Below are 22,309 nucleotides of genomic sequence, written 5' to 3' on the forward strand. Positions count from 1 at the left end.
AAGTACTCCTAATTCACTACTATTTAATGAATAAAGGAGTACGATCGAGCGCAAAAATTATCTTTTTTTACTACCCTCTATATTTGGGAGAAACCCTGTAAAAATCCCAATCAAAGGAAGAAAAGCACAAATTTTAAATACATATTCAATACTGGTCTGATCGGCCAGCTTCCCCAAAACTGCGGAGCCTAATCCGCCCATACCAAATGCAAAACCGAAGAACAGACCAGCAATCATCCCCACTTTTCCGGGTACCAATTCGGTTGCATAAACCAGTATTGCAGAAAATGCGGAAGAAATAATTAAGCCAATAACAACAGATAAAGCACCTGTCCAGAATAAAGAAACATACGGCAGCAATAATGTGAATGGCGCTGCACCTAGAATTGAGATCCAGATGATATACTTACGGCCAAATCTATCTCCTAATGGTCCTCCAATTAACGTACCGGCAGCAACAGCCCCTAAAAAAGCAAATAGGTAGACCTGAGACTGCTGCACCGACACATTAAATTTATCCATTAGGTAGAATGTGTAATAGCTAGTCATACTAGCCATGTAGAAGTATTTTGAAAAGATAAGTACCATCAAAATACCTAAGGAAAGTACCACTCGGTTCTTAGATAAATTATGATGAACCTCTTCCTTAAGGATGCTTTTATTTAATGCCTTTAAGGCCAATTGTTCCTGATACCATTTTGCAACCCTAGACAGTACTACAATACCTAAAATTGCAGCTAATGAAAACCATATAAGGTAAAATTGACCATGAGGGACAACTATAATTGCCGCCAAAAGCGGACCTATAGCACTACCTGCATTTCCACCCAGCTGAAAAATAGATTGTGCAAGTCCCTTTTTACCTCCGGAAGCTAAATGTGCTACCCTGGAAGATTCCGGATGGAATATTGAGGACCCTACTCCTATTAAACTTACTGCAAGAAGGATATTTAAAAAACTGGAAGCAAAGGACACAGCTACAAGTCCACAGAGCGTAAAACCCATTGCAATAACAAGTGAATACGGGCGGGGCCTCTTATCTGTATAAAAACCAATAAAGGGTTGCAATATTGATGCTGTTAGCTGATAAGTTAAAGTGATAAGACCTATTTGAGCAAACGTAAGACTGAACTTTTCTTTTATTACAGGATATACAGCAGGAATTACTGCCTGAAGCATATCATTAAGTAAATGTGTAAAACTAATTGTGAATAAAATAGAGAATACTGTTTGCTGTGTAATTCTCTTTGTGTCGATAACGGCAGTGTTTGTAAAAGATGTTTTTTCCATATTTTTCAGATCAGATCATCTGATGAATTTTAATAAATTTTTATTGAGATACGTGTCCTAATATTTTTGCGGCAATGTTCCAGGCCTTTTTTGGGTCTCCGGCGATAATGCTTTTTAGCAACTGCTCATGATATATGTAAGTTTCTTCGAAGGCTCTGGCATCTGAATGTGTTTGAAGGAACCAATTTTTTAAATGAATGGAGGCTGATTTATATAAGTCGGCAAGTATTTCATTCTTTGAAGCTTCGGCAATTGATATATGAAATTGCACATCTGCTTCAATACATTCATCTATTAATCCCTCCTTGGCCGCTCTTCTTCTGTTTTCCAGATGAGTTCTTATGATTATAATATCACTTTCAGTTCTGTTAAGTGCTGCTTTCTCTGCAATTTTCATTTCAAGTAATTGCCTAACCTCATCCAGATCTTTAACATTCGCACGCTTTAACCGCAAATCCATAGGTTCCCTATTTGCTGTTAGCTGATCTACAAAAGTTCCAATCCCTTGTTGAACTCTAAGTAACCCAGAATTAGCTAATATTTTTATGGCTTCCCTTATAGTTGAGCGTCCAACACCAAAGTTTTTCATTAATTCCGGTTCTATCGGCAACTGTTCATTCACTTTGTATTGTCCAAGAGAAATCTGCTCACTTAATCGCGCGGCTACTTCATCCGCAAGAGACTTTTTTTGTATAAGATCTTTCATGTTAATTCATCATATCATCAGATGAATTCAAAGGTAGAAATTAAAATACATCTAACAAAGAAATCAATAAAAAAAGGGCTCAAAACTAATTGAACCCTTTTCCCTAAACCAAACTATTTTACTCTTATTTCGCTGCTTTTGTAAAATTCAAGACAATGTAAGCAGTTTTTGCTCCATATTCTACAGGTGATTTAATAACCATACTATTGCCATCTGTAGAAGACAATACCGATCTGTAACCAGAAGTTACGTTTTTGGCTTTTTCGCCTTCAAAGATCTTTTTGAATTGGAATGTCTCGTCAGCAGGACTTACTGACCAGTATATTTTCTGAGTTTTTGCAGTACACTCTCCTCCACCTGGTAAGGTATAGCTTCCGTTTCCGCTATTAGTGAGACTCCAGGTACTTCCTTTGAAGCAAGTATAAGAACCTTCATCAAACAATGATTTTACTGCTGATTGCGGCAAGCCTTCAAATGTAATATCATTTAAAACCCAATTACCAGTTACATTACCTTTCTTTAAACTTTGAGTTGCACCACCTTTAGGCGAACAACTTTGCAAAACCATTAACGAACTGCATAAAATGGCTGCTATCAGTAATATTCTTTTCATATTCTTCTTTAATTTGATAATTCAATTACATAAATCTTGCCAAAACTTAAGGCGAATAACATTATACCCTTAACTTTGTTACATCTTATGCCCAATCTTAACTTTTAACCCCGTAATAATGAAGCCAGAAACACTTGCAATACATGCTGGAAATTTATATAAAGTCAGCACTAATGATGTTACACCTCCTATAAATCTATCTACCACATTCCTGAGAGATGAAGATGGTGGCTACTCTGGTGGACATATGTATAGCAGAGTAAGTAATCCAAATAGATCAGCACTGGAAAATGCGCTTTCAGAATTAGAAAAAGGTGTAGAAGCCTGTGCGTTTTCTTCAGGAAATACGGCTGGAATGGCAGTTTTTCAGGCTTTAAAACCAGGAAGCCATATCATTGCTCCTGACGACATGTACTGGGGTTTTAAAAAACAACTGCAGACCATTTTTAAAGATACTCTTGAAATTGATTTTATAGATCTTACGAACCTTGATAACATAGCAAAATTCATTAAGAAGAATACTGTATTGATATGGATAGAAACCCCTTCTAATCCATTATTAAAAATTACAGATATTGCCGGGGTTTCCAAAATCGCCAAGGAGAACAACCTTATTCTTGCATGCGACAGCACTTTTGCTTCGCCATGCTTACAAAACCCTATTGATTTTGGGGCGGATATTGTAATGCACTCTTCCACAAAATATATTGGTGGCCATAGTGATGTTCTGGGTGGGGTACTTATCACGGCAGAAAAAAATGAATTTTGGGAAAAGATCAGAAACATACAGCAAGTTGGTGGAGCAGTACCCTCTCCTTTCGATTGTTTTCTGTTAATAAGAAGTATCAAAACATTGGCATACCGCATGCGCGGCCATTGTACTAATGGATTGGCTTTAGCATTACATCTAGAAAAACACCCTGCTATTGAAAGAGTTTATTATCCGGGATTAATAACCCACCCTCAGTACGACATCGCAAAAAGGCAAATGAATGGCTATGGAGGAATGTTATCGGTGTTAGTTAAAGGTGGATCTGATGAAGCCAGAAAAGTGGTTAATAAAGTTAAAGTCTTTGCGCAGGCTACAAGTTTAGGTGGAGTTGAAAGTTTAATAGAACACCGTGCATCTGTTGAAGGACCTGACACCAAAACCCCACAAAATTTAATTCGGATATCTGTTGGGCTTGAGCATATAGATGATCTAATAGCAGATTTAGATCAGGCACTTGCAGGATAAAATCAAGCAACCCCATCAAAAAATTAATTTACAACACTGTAATACAACAAGTTAATAAATATCCAAAATATAATTTTGGATATTTATTAACTTAAATCTACATTTGCAATATCATTTAGCGAAAGCTAACCAAGTCAACCTTCCTTAATAAAAAGGTTTGATTTATAAAGAAGTGGCGAGAGACAGGCTCTTTGACCCACTGGCAACCCTCCCAAGATGGAGAAGGTGCCAATTCCTGACCAAAAGACATGGTGTCGTTTGGAAAGATAAATTGAAACAAAATGAAAACTGTAAGCATTACTTCAAATCTGTTTAATTATTGTTATCCTCAGCAGGCTAATTGCATGTGCTGTTGCATACTATAATTTACAAATCTTCCTTTTGCATTTCACATTCATACGGAAGGCCCCTTGCAGGGGTACGCTTAACAACGGTATACGTTTCCGAAGCTAAAATCTCCGCAACGTATCGACTCAAAAACATAACAGGAACCACTTAAAACTAAATATAACATGTCAACATCACATAAATTCGAAACATTACAAGTACATGCAGGTCAGGAAATTGATCCTACTACAGGATCAAGAGCTGTTCCGATATACCAAACTACCTCTTACGGTTTTAAGAACTCCGAACATGGTGCAAACTTATTTGCGCTAAAGGAATTCGGAAACATTTACACCAGGATCATGAATCCGACAACTGATGTTTTCGAAAAAAGAATAGCAGCACTTGAAGGCGGTGTGGCTGCTTTAGCCGTAGCTTCGGGACAGGCGGCTCAATTTATTGCATTAAATAATATCCTACAGGCAGGTGACAATTTTGTATCCTCATCTCATTTATATGGCGGATCATATAATCAGTTCAAAGTAAGCTTTAAACGTCTTGGTATTGAGGTTAGGTTTGCTAATGGCGATGATGCCAACGATTTTGAATCAAAAATCGATGCAAATACTAAAGCTATATATTTAGAAACCATTGGTAATCCAGCTTTCAGTATTGCCGATTTCGAAAAATTATCTGCCATTGCCAACAGGCACGATTTACCGTTAATAGTAGATAATACTTTTGGCGCAGCTGGTTATCTGTTTAAACCTTTAGAACACGGGGCCCATGTTGTTGTGCAATCTGCTACCAAATGGATTGGCGGACATGGCACCAGTATTGGCGGGGTAATAGTAGATGGTGGAAATTACAACTGGGGAAATGGCAAATTCCCTCAATTTACCGAGCCATCAGAAGGATATCATGGTTTAATTTTTAATGATGTTTTTGGAATTGGTGGTCCTTTTGGAAATATTCAATTCATTATTCGTGCCCGCGTTGAAGGGTTAAGAGATTTTGGCCCGGCCATCTCTCCTTTCAACTCTTTCCTTTTAATTCAGGGATTAGAAACTTTATCACTTCGCGTGCAACGTCACGTAGATAACACACTTGCACTGGCGACCTGGTTAGAAAGCCATGATGCTGTGAAGAGCGTAAACTATCCCGGACTTGAAAGCAGTCCATATCATGCTAACGCCAAAAAGTATTTAAAGAATGGATTCGGTGCAGTGCTATCTTTTGAACTACATGGTGATAAAGAAAAAGCAACGGCATTGGTCGACAATCTTAAACTTGTTAGCCACCTTGCAAACCTGGGTGATGCAAAAACCCTTATCATACAACCTTCAGCAACTACGCATCAACAACTAAGTGACGAGGAACAAATTGCTGCAGGCATTACAGCCAGCCAGCTACGTGTTTCTGTAGGAATTGAACACATAGACGACATTAAGGCTGATTTTGAACAAGCCTTTGCTGCTATCAACAAATAAAATAAAACGCTACAAGATCTAAAGAATGAGCACTACTGCCACATATACGCATACAAAGTTATTTAAGCTAGAGAACGGGAAAAAACTACGCAAATTAGAGATTGCTTATCAAACTTATGGCAAACTAAATGCAAAGAAAGATAATGTGATCTGGGTATGCCATGCGCTTACAGCCAATGCTGATGTTTTAGACTGGTGGAAAGGACTTTTCGGCAATAACGACCTGTTTAACCCTGAGGAACACTTTATCATCTGTGCAAATGTATTAGGGTCTAATTACGGTACAACCAATCCATTAAGTATAAATCCGGTAACAGGGCAACCGTATTACCTTGCTTTTCCAGAATTTACCATCAGAGATTTGGTCGCTGCTCACCGCTTGCTTGCATCATATCTTGGCATTCAACACCTTAAAGTATTAATTGGCGGTTCTTTAGGCGGGCAACAAGCATTGGAATGGGCCATTACAGATAGCAAGAGCGTAGACAATCTAATTCTTGTAGCTACAAATGCAGTACACTCACCATGGGGAATTGCATTTAACGAGAGTCAGCGTTTAGCAATCAGCACTGATCGTACATTTTATGCACAGCAGCCAGATGGTGGCTTAAAAGGTTTAAAAGCCGCAAGAAGCATTGCTTTATTATCTTATCGCACTTATGAAGCATATTCAGCTACTCAATTAGAAAGTGTAAATGACAAAACAGGTTCATTCCGAGCCGCCTCTTACCAGAATTATCAGGGCGAAAAACTGTGTAAACGTTTTAATGCCTACAGCTATTGGTACTTGAGTAAAGCAATGGACAGCCATAATGTTGGCCGAAGCAGAAAAAGTATTGTTGATGCCTTAGCATTAGTTAAAGCGAATACGCTGGTAATAGGAATTGAAAACGATGTTCTGTTCCCGCTTTGTGAACAAGAGTTTTTAGCGAAGCATATTCCAGGAGCAGCACTCAAAAGTATTAGCTCTGCTTATGGCCACGATGGTTTTTTAATTGAGACAGACATATTAACCAACATAATTGGCACATTCTTAAAAGAAAGTGCAAATAAGAAAATAATTAAATTACATAAAACAGCATAGTATTTAGATGAGTAAGAAACTTAAGATCGGCTTATTTGGTTTTGGAGTTGTTGGACAAGGATTGCATGATATTATTCGCGGTCAGGACCTAAACCTTGAGATCGTTAAAATAGCTATTAAAAATCCTGAGAAAAAACGTAGCCTTGAGGCACATCTTTTCACCACAAATCATGACGAAATATTAGACAATAGTGAAATTAACACTGTAGTTGAGTTAATTGATGACGCAGAGATTGCCTACAACATCGTTAAAAGAGCATTAATCAGCGGTAAAAATGTAGTTTCTGCCAATAAAAAAATGATTGCTACTCATCTGGCCGAACTGGTTGAATTGCAAGAAAAACATAATGCATCTCTATTATATGAAGGTGCAGTTTGCGGCAGTATACCTATCATCCGTAATCTGGAAGAATATTACGACAATGAATTACTGCACGGTATAAGTGGAATATTCAACGGTTCATCTAACTACATTCTATCTAAAATATTTAATGAAAATCTTGAATATGGCGTGGCATTAAAGCAGGCGCAAGATCTTGGTTTTGCTGAATCTAATCCTATTCTGGATGTTGGAGGTTATGATCCTAAATTTAAATTGGCTATTGCAACTGCACATGCTTACGGGTTATTTATTGATCCTGATAAGATACTTAATGTTGGCATTCAGAACTTATCAGAGCATGACATTAAGTACGCCAGAGAGAAGAACTTTAGAATTAAACTTGTACCTACTGCGCGTAAAATAAGCACCAAGCAAATCATTACTTATGTATTGCCAAAGTTTGTAAAATCTGATGATTTTCTGTTCAATGTAGAAAACGAATACAACGGTGTAACTGTTCAGGCCGCCTTTGCTGATAAGCAATTCTTCTTTGGAAAAGGTGCAGGTGGTCACCCTACAGGAGCAGCTGTTTTATCAGATATAGCTGCACTAAGATATGATTATCGTTATGAGTATAAAAAATACCATCAACACAATGGGTTAGTTCATACCGACAATGTAAACATTGAAGTTTATTTGCGCTATACCCATGAGTATACATTGGAAAAGCTGCAGATAGATAATATTATTGAGCGGTTCTCCCGTAATGATTACAAATATGTAATTGGAAATGTAAGCCTGAAAACTTTATTGGCTAACCGCGACCTTCTTGAGCAAAAGGATGTTTTTATTGCTCATACTGGTAGGTACACTTACACCGAACAGCAAATCTTAAAGGTTTCTGAAGAGGAAGTGATATTTAACTAGTTATTATTTTTGCTTTGTTTTGATAGTGAAAAGGCCCCATTCGGGGCCTTTTGCTTTATGTTATTTTATATTTCTCTGTTCAAATCCCAATTTTCAAGATAATCAGCTACTCTTCTTACAAAAGATCCACCCAACGCTCCATCTACAACTCTATGGTCATAGGAAAGCGAAAGGAACATCATATGGCGTATAGCGATTACATCGCCAAATTCTGTTTCTAATACTGCTGGTTTCTTTTTAATTGCGCCTACGGCTAAAATGGCGACCTGTGGTTGATTAATAATAGGTGTACCCATTACATTACCAAAAGAACCTACATTAGTCAGTGTAAACGTTCCATTTTGCGTTTCATCAGGCTTAAGCTTAGAAATACGTGCTCTTTTCGCCAAATCGTTTACCGATTTAGTTAATCCAACCAAATTAAACTGATCTGCATTTTTAATAACAGGAACAATCAGGTTCCCACTAGGTAAAGCAGCGGCCATGCCGATGTTAATATCTCTCTTTTTAATAATCTGGTTTCCATTTACTGAAACGTTGATCATTGGATAATCTTTTATTGCCTTGGCAACAGCTTCTATAAATAATGGAGTAAAAGTAATCTTCTCATTCTCGCGTTTTTCAAAGTTTCCCTTCACCTTATCACGCCACAGGACCAGATTAGTCACATCTGCTTCAACAAATGATGTTACGTGAGCCGAAGTGTGCTTACTCATTACCATATGTTCGGCAATTAATTTACGCATCCTATCCATCTCGATAATCTCATCACCACCACTTACACTTGTCAATGGCTGAGATACAGATGCAGGTTTAACAGTTTCTTCTTTAACAGATGTTTCAGTTTTAGCTGCTTGTGGAGCAGGAGCTATTGAAGGTGCTCCCCCTTTTTTATTTTGAATATAATTTAACAAGTCATCCTTAGTCAAACGTCCATCAGCACCAGTACCAGATATAGCATCTAATTCACTTATCGCAATATTTTCCTGAGCAGCTATATTTTTCACTAAAGGAGAATAAAAACGATCAGAACCACTATCTTCTTTCGCAGCGCCTCTGGCATCATTTGATGCCAATTGTTCTGTTCCGGGAATGCTTTCAACAATAGACTGTTCTGCCGCAGGTATGGTAACTGCAACATGCTCAGCAGCATCAGAATCAGTTTCAATAATCGCAATTACAGTACCTACCTGCACAATTTCATCTTCCTTGAACAACTGTTTAATTAGCTTACCTGCTATTGGTGATGGAACTTCAGAATCAACCTTATCTGTAGCAATTTCCAGAACCGTATCATCCATCTCTATCATATCCCCGGGCTGTTTAACCCATTTAATGATGGTTGCTTCTGCAACACTTTCCCCCATTTTAGGTAACAATAATTCGTATTGAGCCATTTTTTATTTCATGATTGATATCGGATGCAAAAGTAAAGTATTTTGAACACTTAATCCCCATATTGGTTAAGTTCATTCAAAATCATGGTCAAAGCTGCTATGGCTGAACGTTCTATGTTTTGCGCTCTTTTATTTCCAAAACTATAAACCCTTGCCACAACACGCTTACTACTCGCTACCGCAATCCACACTGTACCAACGGGTTTACCAGGCATACCACCATCCGGACCAGCAATTCCACTTACCGCTACAGCATAATCTGTTTTAAAATGATCTATTGCTCCCTGAGCCATTTCTTTTACGGTCTGTTCGCTCACTGCACCGTAATTATTTAAGGTTTTAGGGCTAACACCCAAAACGGATTCCTTAAGTTCATAAGAATAGACGACTGCCCCTCCAACATAAACAGATGAACATCCTGGATGTTGTGTAATCAAGTGGGCAATATAACCACCGGTGCAACTTTCGGCGGTCGAAAGCGTAAGCTTTCTCTCATCCATTATATTTAGAATTGCCTTTTCAAGGGCAATATCCTCTTCCACAACAACGTTTTTCTTTACTTTAGCAATAATCTGCTGAGCATAAATTTCTACCTCATTTTTCAGTATTGCTTCATTAGTTCCTGTGCTGCTCAGTCTTAAACGTACCTGACCTAGTCTTGGCAGGTATGCAAGTTTAATATGCTCAGGTAAGCTATTTTCAATATCCTCAATTTCAGCAGCTAAAAATGACTCTCCTATATTAGCGGTAAGTATGGTTTTATGAACAATGAATGGAAGTTTAAATGCTCCCTTTAAACGAGGCAGAATCTGTTCCTGCATCAGGTACATCATTTCAAATGGAACACCTGGCATAGATACAATGATGTTCCCATTATGCTCAAACCACATACAAGGCGCTGTCCCGTTCTCATTTTTGATAACCGTACAACCTTCCGGAACATCGGCCTGTTTTATATTAGATTCGATCATTGGCCTGTTATGCCGCTTAAAGATCTCAGTAATGTGCGCCAATGTATCCTCATCCCTCCTAAACCCCATATTAAAATATTTGGCGAGGGTTATTTTTGTAATATCATCTTTAGTGGGGCCTAGCCCACCGGTAATCAGAATCACTTTTGCTCTTTTTTCAGCAAGTGCTAAAGCTTCAGATATATGATCAGCATCGTCAGATACTGAGGTAATTTGTTTTACCTTAATTCCTATCAGATTAAGTTCTTTGGCCATCCAGGCAGAATTGGTATCTACAATCTGACCAATAAGAATCTCATCTCCTATCGTTATTATTTCAGCTAGCATAAATTCAAATATTAGAATCGGGTATAGTAATTCTTTCTCTTGCTCAGTTTTAAATCCTGAAGCACTGATGCTTTTACTTTGATGTCCACAGAATAAAACTGATAAGCACCAAAAGGAATCCAGCTAAAGCTCATATCCCAGCAATGTAAATCTCGATATATAGCTAAAGAGGTTTGCGAGAAGGTACTCGCCTTAAAATCCCAACCAGAATTAAACTGGACTTTCCATTTCGGGGTGATATTGGCATCACCATTAAAATTCAAAGTATTGGTGATCGTTGAATTTTGACCAACCCTGTCTGTATTGTAATTAAAAGTATAGCTAAAGGCAAAGTTCCACGGAATTTTAAAATCCACAAATGCATTAGGGTCCCTGCTTACTTTGGCAAGTTCCTCCGACTGCTCTGGTGTCATACCTGTCTTTGCAGCTTTATCCTTTAAATTCTGTTCGTTTTCATTCTTCTTTTTTAAAGCCTCAGGATTTAAACTATAATTAAAGGAGAAACCAAAATTAGTTAGACGAGGCAGTTTACCCACATTCCATACGTAGTCATCGATTAGTTTCCTGCTCACCTTTCCAGTCAAAACATCTACAGTATCCGTATATCTATACGGATCTAAAGTACCATAATAATTTACGCCTAACTTATCTGTAAACTGCGAACGCCCGCTAAATCCAAGGGTCGATAGTTTAAAGCTTGGGGCCAGAAAATTGTATGAACCGCTAATACTTAAACCCTGGATAATAGGAATTTTTTTATTGCCTTTTCCTGTAGTATCATTTGGAGTAAGCACCTTTGCTTCAACCGTATTGTCTAAACTGAATGAAATTGAAGCAGAGCGACCAGCTCCCGGAAAGCCATAAGGTGAGCCTTCAAAGATTGAATATTTTTGCTGCTGTCCGTCCGATCCAATTTTTGGAGTTCCGTCAGTATAGTAAGCGAGTTTATAATATCCTTTAGCTACATCCGAAAAATCTGGTCTGTAGCTAAAACTTACCTGAGGGGTCATCACATGCCTCAATGCTTTGAAGTTACCAAACTTATTAAACTGAGCCGTACTATAAATCTTTGTAGATACGCCCATGTTTAAGCTATACTCACCATTGCGTTTAAAACCTGCAACCGTGTCAATTATCTCCTGATCACCGCTATTTAGAACCTTTAAATAAGATTTACGTACCGTTTGAAATTGCCACCTCTCGGTATAGGATACCCCTGTATTGAAATTAAAATAATCCGCTATATTAAAGGCCATATTTACTGGGATCTGGTGACTAACCCCATTTTTAAATTTATTAAGCGACTCTCTTTTAAATAACTGATCTTCCGTTGTTGTAATGGTATTACTAGCCTGCATGCTATAACCAACGGTTATCTTTTGATACCACTTTTGTTCTCCTAGCCTATCTTTTGAATCAAATGGATTAAAGGTTGGGACACTTAAACTGATATCGGGTAAGCGTAGGCTTACAGACTTATTTTGTGTTTCCTGAGAACCATCTGCCGCAATACCAAGGGTTATTCCGTTGCCAAAAACCCGGCCATAAGACACGGATGACCTTAAAGTATTTTTAGTAAACTGATTATAATCATAACTGGCTCCCCCGGCTGTGTTTTGATTAAAGGAACTTGTACCGGCATCTACCGAGGCAGAAAATGTTGTCCCCGGTTTTGCATTTGCATTCTGACTGTGCGTCCACTGCAGGTTAAAATCCTTTCTTGGTGTATATTCAGGTGTACCTTCCAGACCATACCTTGAATTTGAATATCGGAAGTTTATATTACCGTTATACTTATATCTTTTCGTATAATTAGAGAGTAATGAGCCTTCGTATGAACCTCTGGTATAAATTGTAGCCAGCATTTTTGCATCCCAGTAATCGTTTAGACCAAGGTAATAGCCCCCATCCCGCAGAAAAAAACCTCTTGTATAATCTTCACCAGGACTGGGCAGAATGACCCCAGAGGATTTCTTGTTAGGCTTGGGAAAAAATGCAAAGGGTAAACCAATAGGTAAAGGAATGTCCTCTATTTTTAAATATACAGGGCCGGTAATAATCTGATTTTCGGTAACAATTCCCTTTGTAATATAAATACCAAAGTGCGGATGTGGTAGGTTACAGGTACTATAGGTCTGGCCTTTACTATGAATTTCATCATCCGGTTGCTTCTTTGCTTTACCTCCTGTAAAGAATCCTCCCTCCTGCTCCGTATATACTCCCCATATACGGCCAACACTGGTTTCTGTATTATAAAACAGTGAGTCTGCAAGCGATGTGGATTGCCCGGTCATTTTAACAATAGGCCTGCCGACATACTTTCCCTTAGCATCAGTTCTTCCACTGGCATAAATCTGCTTGGTTTTTGAATTGTAAGTAATATAATCGGCATCAAGTTCGAAATCCTGGTACTTAACCCTGGCTTTCCCATATAGGTAAACCATTTCCTTCTCTTTATCCACAAAACTGGAATCTTGAGCAGAGTATTCTATTTTCTCACTGGCAGTCGTATCTTTTGGCGCAGTTTGTGCGTTACCTTTCTTAGTGGTGTCTGCTTGTTTAATTACTTGCTGCCATGAAAAATTATTCAAAGCAAGGGCTCGATTACCAACAGATGTTAATAAAACAATGAAGTTTAAAAAAATGATGTACCGTAAAAGTTTCAAATTCGTGTGTGAATGTTATTTTTGCATTAATGTTTAATCCAAAACGTTCAAAATTAATGAAAAATATACCATTGCTCAGACCAAATGCGATTTTGATTGTATTTATTTCTGCAGTTATTATTACTATATCTAATTATCAGGCATTTACGCAAGAATATAAAATAAAAACTATTGTTATTGACGCCGGACATGGTGGCAAAGATGGCAGTACAAGAGGGCTCTACTCTACTGAAAAAGATGTAGCCCTTAAAACAGCATTACACCTGGGTGCTGCCATTGAAGCGAATATGAAGGATGTAAAAGTAATTTACACAAGAACTGAGGATGTTTTTATTCCTCTTTATGAGCGTATTGCTATCGCAAATAATGCAAAAGCAGATCTTTTCATTTCAATTCACTGCAATGATATGCCGGTATACAGGTCAACTGTAGTCACAGGGTATAGAAAAAACAGCAGGGGGAAAAGAGTTCCAATAACAAGCACAGTTAGCAGAAAAAGCACATCTACAAGAGGAGTCGAAACATTTGTTTCAGGTATGGGACGCGTAAATGAACAAGACGAAGCTATTAAAAGAGAAAATGCATCCATATTCTTAGAGGAAAACTACAAGGAAAATTACGAAGGCTTCGACCCGAACAATCCTGAAAATTTCATTATACTTTCTCTAATGAAAAATACTTTCAGAACCCAAAGTTTAAAACTGGCTAAACTGGTACAAGATCAATACATTAATGTTGGCCGCATCGATCGTGGTGTTCAGGAAAAAAGTCTCGCAGTTTTAGCTCGTGCAGGTATGCCTGCCATATTAACCGAAATTGGTTTCATAAGTAACCCTGATGAAGAAGACTATATGAATTCTGAGGCCGGACAAACTGAAATAACCAATTGTCTGTTAAAGGCTATTGAAAACTACAAGAAAAGCATAGAAGGATAAATAATTGAATCAATAACTATTATTAGATGAGTGTAAAGAAAAATGCAGCCCTGTTATTATTACTATGTTTATTTAGTTCACAACTAGTATTTTCCCAAACTTATAAAGTTAAAACTATTGTTATTGATGCCGGACATGGCGGAACGAAGCCTGGTGCCAGAGGAAGTTTTTCATTGGAAAAAAATGTAGCGCTAAAAGTAGCTTTAAAGCTAGGCAAAAAGCTCGAAGAAGAATTACCCGGAGTAAAAATCCTTTATACCAGAAAAACAGATGTTGATGTAGATTTTTATAAAAGAGCTGCCCTTGCAAATGACAATAAAGCCGATCTTTTCATTTCTATTCACTGTAACTCAATGCCTGATAAAAGGGTGGTTACCGGTTATACAAAAAACAGAAGAGGCAAAAAGACCCCTAAATATTCGTATGTAAAGAATAAATCTACAAGTGGCACTGAAACATTTGTTGCAGGTTCTCACCGCTTAAATGAGCAAGATGCCGCCATTAGGGAAAATGAGGACATCAAGCTCGAAAAGAATTATAAGCAAAATTATAATGGCTACGATCCTAATGATCCTGAAACATTTATTATACTATCTTTGTTCAAAAATATATTTAGGGATAAGAGTCTGAAATTAGCTAAATTAATTCAGCACAATTATACCAACGATGACAATAGAGTAAACAGGGGGATTAAGGAACAAGGACTCTTAATTCTTCAAAGATGCGGAATGCCGGCGGTACTAACAGAAATTGGATTTATTTCTAACCCTACCGAAGAAGAATACATGAATTCAGCGCATGGACAAGAAGAAATTGTTAATTCAATTTTCAAGGCAATAAAAACTTACAAAAAGGAAACCGAAACAAATTAAGTAAATACATACCAAGAACATACACTGAATGAAGATAGCAAACGAAACCAAAGTAGGCATACTAGCTGCCTTTTCTATAGCCCTGTTAATTATAGGATATAATTTTTTAAAGGGGAATGCCATTTTTTCAAGTGAAACTGTTTTATATGCAAAATATTCGCGTGTTGATGGTCTGGCGGTATCCAAACCGGTTTTAATTAATGGCTATCAAATTGGCCGTGTAGATAAACTGGAATTACAAACAGACGGCTCAATTGTTGCCACGCTTAAAATCAAGGGCAAATACGAGATCCCAAGAAATAGTATTGCCAAGCTTGAAAGCACCGACCTTTTAGGAAGTAAAGCAATTGTAATGGCGCTGGGTACTGGTAATGATTTTGCTCAGGATGGTGACACATTGAATGCAAACGTTCAAAAAGGAATTCTTGAAACGGTACAACCAGTTCAGAAAAAAGCTGAGTTAATTATTGGAAAAATGGACTCCATTCTAACAAGTGTGAATTCCATCTTGAATCCAAATTTCCAAAAGAATGTTGACAAAAGCTTTAACAGCATAGCCTCTACCCTTTCTTCTTTAGAATCTACCTCTAAAAAGGTTGATAATCTAGTTGGTTCAGAAGGCACCCGCATATCTGCAATTCTTGCCAATGTAGAAGCAATTTCAGGCAATCTAAAGCAGAACAACGCCAAAATATCTGCCATTTTGAACAATATCAATTCGATTACTGATCAGGTAGCTGCAGCTAATTTCAAACAAACAATAGATAATGCAAATAAAGCTGTTGCAGATCTTCAAACTATAGTAGGTAAAATCAATAATGGTGAAGGAACACTAGGCCTGTTAGTTAACGATACAAAAATGTACGACAATCTAAACAATGCGTCTAAAAGCCTTGATAACCTGATGATAGATCTGAAAGCAAACCCAAAACGTTATGTTCACTTCTCCATATTTGGTGGGGGTAAAAAGGATAAGTAATCAAATAATATAAGTATTACCTTCTATTGCAAGTTCAGTGTTTTCAAAAACAGATTTTGCTTCATCCAAAAGAGGTTGCAACGTCTTGTATCTTGATGAAAAGTGACCGATAAGCAATTTTGCAGCCCCGGTCATTTTGGCTATCTCACCGGCCTGTAAAGCCGTCGTATGATGTGTTATATTTGCGCGGTCTAGCATTTCATGTAAGAATGTAGCCTCGTGATACAGCAAATCACAATCTGCAATGTTGTTAAAATATGTTTCATCAAACAATGTATCAGAACAATACCCATATTTTTTAGGGGTATCAGAGTCGGTAGTATAATCCTTATTCAGGATAACTCTGCCATCAGGTAAATTAAGATCAACACCTCTTTTTAACAAAGGATAATACTCAATATCGATCTGCTCTTCCTCCAATTTTTCAACAATGAGCTTACGCAGTCGTTTCTTTTGGGTAAACTTAAATCCCGTGCATGGAATTCTATGATTTAAAACAAAGCTATCAACAACCAGATCAGCATTTTCAAAAATCTGAACAGATTCAGTTGCCTGAGTGACCACAAATTCAATCGGATACCTAATTACCGTTTCTGAATATTTAAACTGAAGGGCCAGTATTTCCTGTAAAGGTTCCGGCGCAAATATCTTAATAGGCTTAACACGTCCGTTTAAGTGCAGACTGGAAAGCAAACCTATTAAACCAAAATAATGGTCGCCATGTAAATGGCTTATAAACACATAATCTATCTTGCTCGCTTTAAAGCCATATTTGATCAACTGCTGCTGAGTACCCTCACCACAGTCGATCAAATAAAACTTCTCATTGCAATTTAAAAGCTGTGCTGTAGGATTTCTATTATATACGGGCGTGGCAGAGCTGCTCCCTAAAATAGTAACCTCAAATTTCATTAATCTTTATCTACGCTTCCCAACAACTCTTTTTCTATTTCTTCCATAAAGATTAGATCAGTTGCTTCATCAAGTTTTGACACAATTGTTAGCGATTGGTCTAAATTGGACATTTCCAATATTTTAGCCACAACCTCATTTATTCCTGTTACAATAAACAGGCCATTAGATTTCTTACAAAGTCTGTCTCCAACAAGCAAACTGCTCAGATCCTGAGAATCATCACATTGCTTTATAGCCGATAAGTCTAATACGATATTACGATACCCCTCTGTATTCAATAAGATGAATTCAGATTTCAATTTCGGTGTATTATCGTTCGTAAACTTAGATTCATTAAGCTTCAAAACAACATACTTTTCATGCTTATCTACTGAAAATTTCATGATATTGATTTATTTAGTTTGATTACGAATGTAGTTAAAATTCTCTGATTTATTTAATTATTGAAGTAGATTAGATGCCTACGCCGATAAGAGTTTACTTATAGAATCAGCCACATTTTTTTCTATCCTGCTTACCACATCAGCTGTCTCATTTTTCACAAACTGATCTCCCGTTATTTGTTCATAAAGCTCAATATAACGATCAGATATAGAGTTCACAATTTCAGCAGACATCACCGGAATGGTTTGCCCATCCTTACCCTGAAATCCATTTTCTATTAGCCATTTCCTTACAAATTCCTTAGACAACTGTTTCTGTGGTTCATTCCTATCTTGTCTGTCTGCATAACCTTCTGCATAAAAATAACGAGAAGAATCTGGCGTATGAATCTCATCAATTAAATAAATATCTGAGCCAACTTTACCGAATTCATATTTAGTATCTACAAGGATAAGACCTCGCTCAGCAGCCATTTGGGTACCACGCTCGTACAATGCATAAGTATAATTTTCAAGATGGGTATAATCTGCAACAGACACGATGCCTTTGGCTAAAATATCTTCTTTAGAAATATCCTCATCATGCCCCACAGAGGCTTTAGTTGTAGGCGTTATAATTGGGTTAGGTAATTTATCATTTTCCTTTAAACCATCTGGCAAAGCTACTCCGCAAACACTGCGTTTCCCGGCGCTGTATTCTCTCCAGGCATGCCCTGCTAAATAACCTCTAATTACCATTTCCACTTTAAATGGCTCACAAATACGTCCGATGGTAACCATTTCATCAGGTACATCAATAACCCAGTTCGGAACAATGTCTTTTGTTGCACCTAAAAATTTAGCCGCTATCTGGTTCAATACTTGTCCTTTAAAAGGTATTGCCTCAGGTAAAACCACATCAAATGCAGATATCCTGTCTGTTACTACCATTGCCATAAATTGGTTGTTAATGGTATAAACATCTCTCACTTTTCCTTTGTAAAAATTTGTCTGCTTAGGGAAGCTAAAATTTGTTTCTTTAATTGCTGTCATGCTATGTGCTAAAAAGCTTTTATTGTTTATTTAAAATTACTGAATATCACCATAGGCTTTCAATATTCTTTTAACCAGTTTGTGTCTTACCACATCTTCACCTGTTAAATAAATAATATCAATACCTGGTATATCTTCAAGAATACGCAGCGCGTTATGTAAACCCGACATCTGCTTTTTCGGTAAATCTATTTGAGTTATATCGCCCGTTACAATGAATTTTGCTGATGGCCCCATACGGGTCAAAAACATTTTCAATTGTAAATCAGTGGAGTTCTGTGCCTCATCCAAAATTACAAAACAGTTATCAAGTGTCCTTCCACGCATAAAAGCAAGTGGGGCAATCTCGATAGTCCTGTTTTCAATATATAATTTAAGTTTTTCGGCAGGGATCATATCGTCCAGTGCATCATACAATGGGCGTAAATAAGGATCAACCTTTTCCTTCAAATCGCCGGGTAAAAACCCAAGATTCTCTCCTGCCTCAACAGCAGGTCTGGTTAAGATGATACGCTTGATTTCTTTGTTTTTTAATGCTCTTACTGCAAGGGCAACGGCTGTGTAAGTTTTTCCGGTCCCGGCAGGTCCGATAGCAAAGAGCACATCATTTTTATTAATACTCTCAACCATCTTCCGCTGATTGGCGGTCCTGGCTTTTACCATTAAACCATTGGTACCAAACACAATGACTTCTCCACCTCCCCCGTTGCTGGTTTTTTCAGCAGCGGGCTCGTCGGCCGACTGTATTTTCTTTGAAACCAAAATAGATTCTACATCATTCGCAGTTAAAGAGCTATACTTCTCTAACTGACTAATCAGTTGACCATACTTCTTTTCAAAAACCTTAAGTTCCTGTTCGTCACCTAATACCTTTACTTCGTTTCCTCTTGCCACAATCTTTAATTTTGGAAAAGCACTTTTAACCAGCTCATAATGCTCGTTATTAGCACCCCAAAATTGTACCGGATCTACCGATTCTAATGTTAATTTTAGTTCGTTCAAAATATTGTTTTTTAGATTGGAGTGTATATTTTGATTTAAAAGTTGAATATTTGTACGCGTTTTACCACCTACGCAAGATTAAGAATAAATATTCAATTTTTAATGGCCATTATTACTTTAACAACAGATTTAGGTTCTAAAGATTTCTATCAGGCTGCCCTTAAGGGTAGTATCCTGAGTATCCTGCCTACAGCTAACATTGTTGACGTAACTCATGAAGTGCCATCTTTTAATATTTCCCACGCTGCATTCGTTTTAAAGAACGTATACCCTTACTTCCCCAAGGGCACGGTTCACCTTATTGGTATTGATTCTGTATTTAGCGAAAACACAAAATATATTGCACTAAGACATAAAGATCATTTCTTTGTAGGTGCCGATAACGGAATTTTCTCATTACTTTTTAACGAGAAGCCCGAAGAGATTGTGGAGTTAAATATTATGCAGGACCTCAAATATCTTCACTTTCCCCTGGTTGATATTTTTGTTAAAGCTGCAACGCAGCTTGCCAAAGGTGCGAAGCTTAGGGACATCGGTGTACCAACAGAAAGTATTGAAGAAAGAATGTTGTTAAATCCGGTTATTGAACGCGACATCATTAGGGGCAGCGTAATCTATATTGACACCTTCTGCAATGTTATAACCAACATCACAAAAGATCTTTTTACAAAAATTCAGCGTAACCGCGACTTCACCTTGTATTTCAGAAAAAGTGAAACCATTACGCAGTTGAGCTGGCATTATAATGAAGTGCCTGAAGGTGAAAAATTGTGTCTGTTTGGAATCAGTAACCATCTTGAAATTGCCATTAACAAAGGAAAGGCCAGCGGATTATTAGGTTTACACCTTAACGACATTATCAGAATCGAATTTCATCCTTAAAAATGCATTTCCCATCAGGCATGGAGTTTGCTTGTCCCTTAAAAACATTTAAACATGATCAAAAACGTATTGTTTATTATTTTCTTTATTAACACATCATTACAAGCCGCAACATTTCAGACGGATACAAGTGCTTATCAAACACAAAGACTAAAAGTAAATGCGCTCCTTAAAGAAAGAAGTGCCAAATTTGGCCAGTACGATCAAAGCTTGGATACCAAAACAGGAATATTTGGCCTGCAAACTAAAGGTGATATAAAAAATTCAAATGAAATACTGCGTCAGATAGTTTTAAACGACAACAATGTCTTTAAAGAGCTTAAAATACTCATGGACTACAAAGATGAAGAAGTTAAGCGTGTTAAAAATGAAGCCAGCAGTACCAACGATAGAATCGAGAACTACAAAACATCAATAAAAAAGCTACAAGATCAGAACCTGCAGCTAAAAAAAGATTTTGCTGCTGCAAATAAAGAAAAACAAATCACGAATTATATAGTTATGTTTCTGGCGCTTACTTTATTTGTAGCGTGTTATTTATTCTACAAAAAACTTAAAAAAGCATGATGAAAAAAGTCTTTAAAATTCTTGTAAAAATAAATAAAGCAATTTTGCCAAGTCTGTATAAAAAAGACCCGTTAAAACTAACTACGTTTCAAAAGGCAATATTAGGCTATAAGTACTGGGTTTTAACCCAGTCGCTTAATTAAAGTAATTGGTTAATAGCCCTACCAGAAATTTCGGTTCAACCCAGGTTGATTTTGGAGGCATTACCCCATTCACATCTGCCACCGCAATGACCTGATCTATCGAGACAGGAAACAAGGTAAAAGCCAACGCATAAAGGCCATTATCAACCTTAAGCTGGAGTTCAGAAATGGCAGTTCTCCCACCCTCAAAAGTAATTCGGGCATCAGTCCGGGGATCTTTTATATTTAATATAGGAGCAAGAATATGATTCTGTAGAATACTCACATCAAGCGCATTAACAGGGTCATTTTCATCATAGATTTCTTTCTTTGGCTCAAGCACATACCATTTTTCATCAAAATACATCCCAATCTTATGTAATTGATTCGGTTTAACAACATCTGGCGACTCCTGTACTAAAAACGACTGTTTTAACAACCCAATCAATAATTGAGGCTCCAGGTCACCAAGATCTCTAACCAGTCTGTTAAATTCCAGTATTTTAACCTCTCTGGTATTCATATAAACTGAGGTAAAATAGTTATACCCTTCAGTTCCGGTATGACGTTCTTTATTTAAAGCTTGCTTATGCAAACCCATCTTTGCCATTGATGCTGCTCTATGGTGGCCATCAGCAATGTATGCAAAGGGAATATCATAAAAGGCAGTAACCAGGTCATTCAGATCCGGATTATCAGTAACAGCCCATACCTGATGTGTCGTACCATCCGCAAATGTAAAATCAAGGTCAGCTTTAAGCCCGGTGTATTTGTCTGTAATGGAATCAATAATCTGATCAGGGTGGTAGGTAATTAATACAGGGTTAGCATCTAGTCCGGTTTGCTGCAGATAATCTGCCAGAAGCCTCTCCCTGCGCTCTACGGTCGACTCATGTTTCTTTATCCTCCCCTCCAAATAATCTTTAATATGAGTAAGTGTCCAAATGCCTGTTTGCACCAGATCATTGTGTTTTACTCGGTAAATGTAAATAGCAGGTTTATCCTGCTTAATAAGAAATTGATGTTCAAGGAACCCTTCAAGATTCTCACTGATCTTTTTATAAACCAGCTCCTCCCTTGTTCCCCTTAGATATGGATTATCGAGTTCAGGATTAATCAGATGAAGAAAAGTACACCTGTTTTCTGAAGCAATTAGCCTTGCCTGACCCGTGCTATAATTCTCAAGCGGCCTGGTTACAACCAGCGATTGCAAATCCACTGCAGGTTTAAGCGCGCAGAAAGGCTTTATAAGAGGCATACTTG

General features: G+C 37.5%; 20 protein-coding genes and 1 riboswitch. Of the genes, 9 read left to right on the top strand and 11 right to left on the bottom strand.

Annotated features, from left to right (window positions below; translation table 11 throughout):
• Nucleotides 1-57: 57 nt before the first annotated feature.
• From HQN86_RS23665 to HQN86_RS23675, 3 genes are all read right to left on the bottom strand, one after another.
• On the bottom strand, nt 58-1,290 hold the full coding sequence (locus tag HQN86_RS23665) for an MFS transporter (protein WP_172663324.1): 1,233 nt from the start codon (nt 1,288-1,290) through the stop codon (nt 58-60).
• A 40-nt stretch (nt 1,291-1,330) separates the two neighbouring features.
• Entirely contained in the window at nt 1,331-1,996 is a 666-nt protein-coding gene (locus HQN86_RS23670) for a FadR/GntR family transcriptional regulator (protein ID WP_172663325.1), read from the bottom strand.
• Nucleotides 1,997-2,120: 124 nt separating this feature from the next.
• Complete coding sequence (locus HQN86_RS23675; protein WP_172663326.1) at nt 2,121-2,609, bottom strand: lipocalin family protein; 489 nt, start codon at nt 2,607-2,609, stop codon at nt 2,121-2,123.
• A gap of 118 nt (nt 2,610-2,727) precedes the next feature.
• Between HQN86_RS23675 and HQN86_RS23680 the strand changes: the two genes are divergently transcribed.
• The 4 genes from HQN86_RS23680 to HQN86_RS23695 all read left to right on the top strand — a co-directional run bounded on the left by HQN86_RS23680 (nt 2,728) and on the right by HQN86_RS23695 (nt 7,996).
• Complete coding sequence (locus HQN86_RS23680; RefSeq protein ID WP_172663327.1) at nt 2,728-3,846, top strand: trans-sulfuration enzyme family protein; 1,119 nt, start codon at nt 2,728-2,730, stop codon at nt 3,844-3,846.
• Between the two features lie 159 nt (nt 3,847-4,005).
• Nucleotides 4,006-4,119: riboswitch (SAM riboswitch) on the top strand.
• Nucleotides 4,120-4,358: 239 nt separating this feature from the next.
• On the top strand, nt 4,359-5,663 hold the full coding sequence (locus tag HQN86_RS23685; protein ID WP_172663328.1) for an O-acetylhomoserine aminocarboxypropyltransferase/cysteine synthase family protein: 1,305 nt from the start codon (nt 4,359-4,361) through the stop codon (nt 5,661-5,663).
• Between the two features lie 25 nt (nt 5,664-5,688).
• Nucleotides 5,689-6,747, top strand: coding sequence for a homoserine O-acetyltransferase family protein (locus tag HQN86_RS23690; RefSeq protein WP_172663329.1), 1,059 nt, complete (start codon nt 5,689-5,691; stop codon nt 6,745-6,747).
• Between the two features lie 7 nt (nt 6,748-6,754).
• On the top strand, nt 6,755-7,996 hold the full coding sequence (locus HQN86_RS23695; RefSeq protein ID WP_172663330.1) for a homoserine dehydrogenase: 1,242 nt from the start codon (nt 6,755-6,757) through the stop codon (nt 7,994-7,996).
• Between the two features lie 65 nt (nt 7,997-8,061).
• Here the strand turns inward: HQN86_RS23695 and HQN86_RS23700 are convergent, their stop codons facing one another.
• The 3 genes from HQN86_RS23700 to HQN86_RS23710 are packed head-to-tail and all read right to left on the bottom strand — an operon-like array spanning nt 8,062 to nt 13,282.
• Nucleotides 8,062-9,393, bottom strand: coding sequence for a dihydrolipoamide acetyltransferase family protein (locus tag HQN86_RS23700; protein ID WP_172663331.1), 1,332 nt, complete (start codon nt 9,391-9,393; stop codon nt 8,062-8,064).
• Between the two features lie 50 nt (nt 9,394-9,443).
• The gene (locus HQN86_RS23705) at nt 9,444-10,691 is read right to left on the bottom strand and encodes a competence/damage-inducible protein A (protein ID WP_172663332.1); all 1,248 of its coding nucleotides are present in this window, start codon (nt 10,689-10,691) and stop codon (nt 9,444-9,446) included.
• Nucleotides 10,692-10,702: 11 nt separating this feature from the next.
• Nucleotides 10,703-13,282, bottom strand: a complete 2,580-nt coding sequence (locus HQN86_RS23710; protein ID WP_246269725.1) for a putative LPS assembly protein LptD — start codon at nt 13,280-13,282, stop codon at nt 10,703-10,705.
• A 131-nt stretch (nt 13,283-13,413) separates the two neighbouring features.
• Here HQN86_RS23710 and HQN86_RS23715 point away from each other — a divergent pair, with 131 nt between their 5' ends.
• The 3 genes from HQN86_RS23715 to HQN86_RS23725 are packed head-to-tail and all read left to right on the top strand — an operon-like array spanning nt 13,414 to nt 16,143.
• The gene (locus HQN86_RS23715; RefSeq protein ID WP_246269726.1) at nt 13,414-14,292 is read left to right on the top strand and encodes an N-acetylmuramoyl-L-alanine amidase family protein; all 879 of its coding nucleotides are present in this window, start codon (nt 13,414-13,416) and stop codon (nt 14,290-14,292) included.
• Between the two features lie 26 nt (nt 14,293-14,318).
• Nucleotides 14,319-15,164 (top strand): N-acetylmuramoyl-L-alanine amidase family protein, encoded by an 846-nt coding sequence (locus HQN86_RS23720; RefSeq protein WP_172663335.1) that lies wholly within the window; start codon nt 14,319-14,321, stop codon nt 15,162-15,164.
• A 28-nt stretch (nt 15,165-15,192) separates the two neighbouring features.
• On the top strand, nt 15,193-16,143 hold the full coding sequence (locus HQN86_RS23725) for an MlaD family protein (protein ID WP_172663336.1): 951 nt from the start codon (nt 15,193-15,195) through the stop codon (nt 16,141-16,143).
• On the opposite strand, the gene HQN86_RS23730 is transcribed toward HQN86_RS23725, so the two are convergent.
• The 4 genes from HQN86_RS23730 to HQN86_RS23745 form a co-directional block, all read right to left on the bottom strand.
• Nucleotides 16,144-17,055 carry a ribonuclease Z gene (locus tag HQN86_RS23730; RefSeq protein ID WP_172663337.1) on the bottom strand — a complete coding sequence of 304 codons (912 nt, stop codon included), beginning with the start codon at nt 17,053-17,055 and terminating at the stop codon, nt 16,144-16,146.
• Entirely contained in the window at nt 17,055-17,441 is a 387-nt protein-coding gene (locus HQN86_RS23735) for an STAS domain-containing protein (RefSeq protein WP_048904961.1), read from the bottom strand. Before HQN86_RS23735 ends, HQN86_RS23730 begins: the two co-directional genes overlap by 1 nt.
• Nucleotides 17,442-17,519: 78 nt before the next feature.
• Nucleotides 17,520-18,473, bottom strand: coding sequence for a phosphoribosylaminoimidazolesuccinocarboxamide synthase (locus HQN86_RS23740; RefSeq protein ID WP_172663338.1), 954 nt, complete (start codon nt 18,471-18,473; stop codon nt 17,520-17,522).
• 36 nt (nt 18,474-18,509) lie between these two features.
• Nucleotides 18,510-19,475, bottom strand: a complete 966-nt coding sequence (locus HQN86_RS23745; RefSeq protein WP_172663339.1) for a PhoH family protein — start codon at nt 19,473-19,475, stop codon at nt 18,510-18,512.
• A 102-nt stretch (nt 19,476-19,577) separates the two neighbouring features.
• Between HQN86_RS23745 and HQN86_RS23750 the strand changes: the two genes are divergently transcribed.
• A complete protein-coding gene (locus tag HQN86_RS23750; protein ID WP_172663340.1) occupies nt 19,578-20,357 on the top strand; it encodes an SAM hydrolase/SAM-dependent halogenase family protein in 780 nt (259 codons plus the stop codon).
• A 54-nt stretch (nt 20,358-20,411) separates the two neighbouring features.
• Nucleotides 20,412-20,924: a hypothetical protein gene (locus HQN86_RS23755; RefSeq protein WP_172663341.1), complete on the top strand. Its 513-nt coding sequence runs from the start codon at nt 20,412-20,414 to the stop codon at nt 20,922-20,924.
• A gap of 135 nt (nt 20,925-21,059) precedes the next feature.
• Here HQN86_RS23755 and HQN86_RS23760 read toward each other — a convergent pair whose 3' ends face one another.
• Nucleotides 21,060-22,304 carry a DUF1015 domain-containing protein gene (locus tag HQN86_RS23760; RefSeq protein WP_172663342.1) on the bottom strand — a complete coding sequence of 415 codons (1,245 nt, stop codon included), beginning with the start codon at nt 22,302-22,304 and terminating at the stop codon, nt 21,060-21,062.
• Nucleotides 22,305-22,309 lie beyond the last annotated feature (5 nt).

This window comes from Pedobacter panaciterrae (assembly GCF_013204795.1).
Lineage (GTDB): Bacteria > Bacteroidota > Bacteroidia > Sphingobacteriales > Sphingobacteriaceae > Pedobacter > Pedobacter panaciterrae.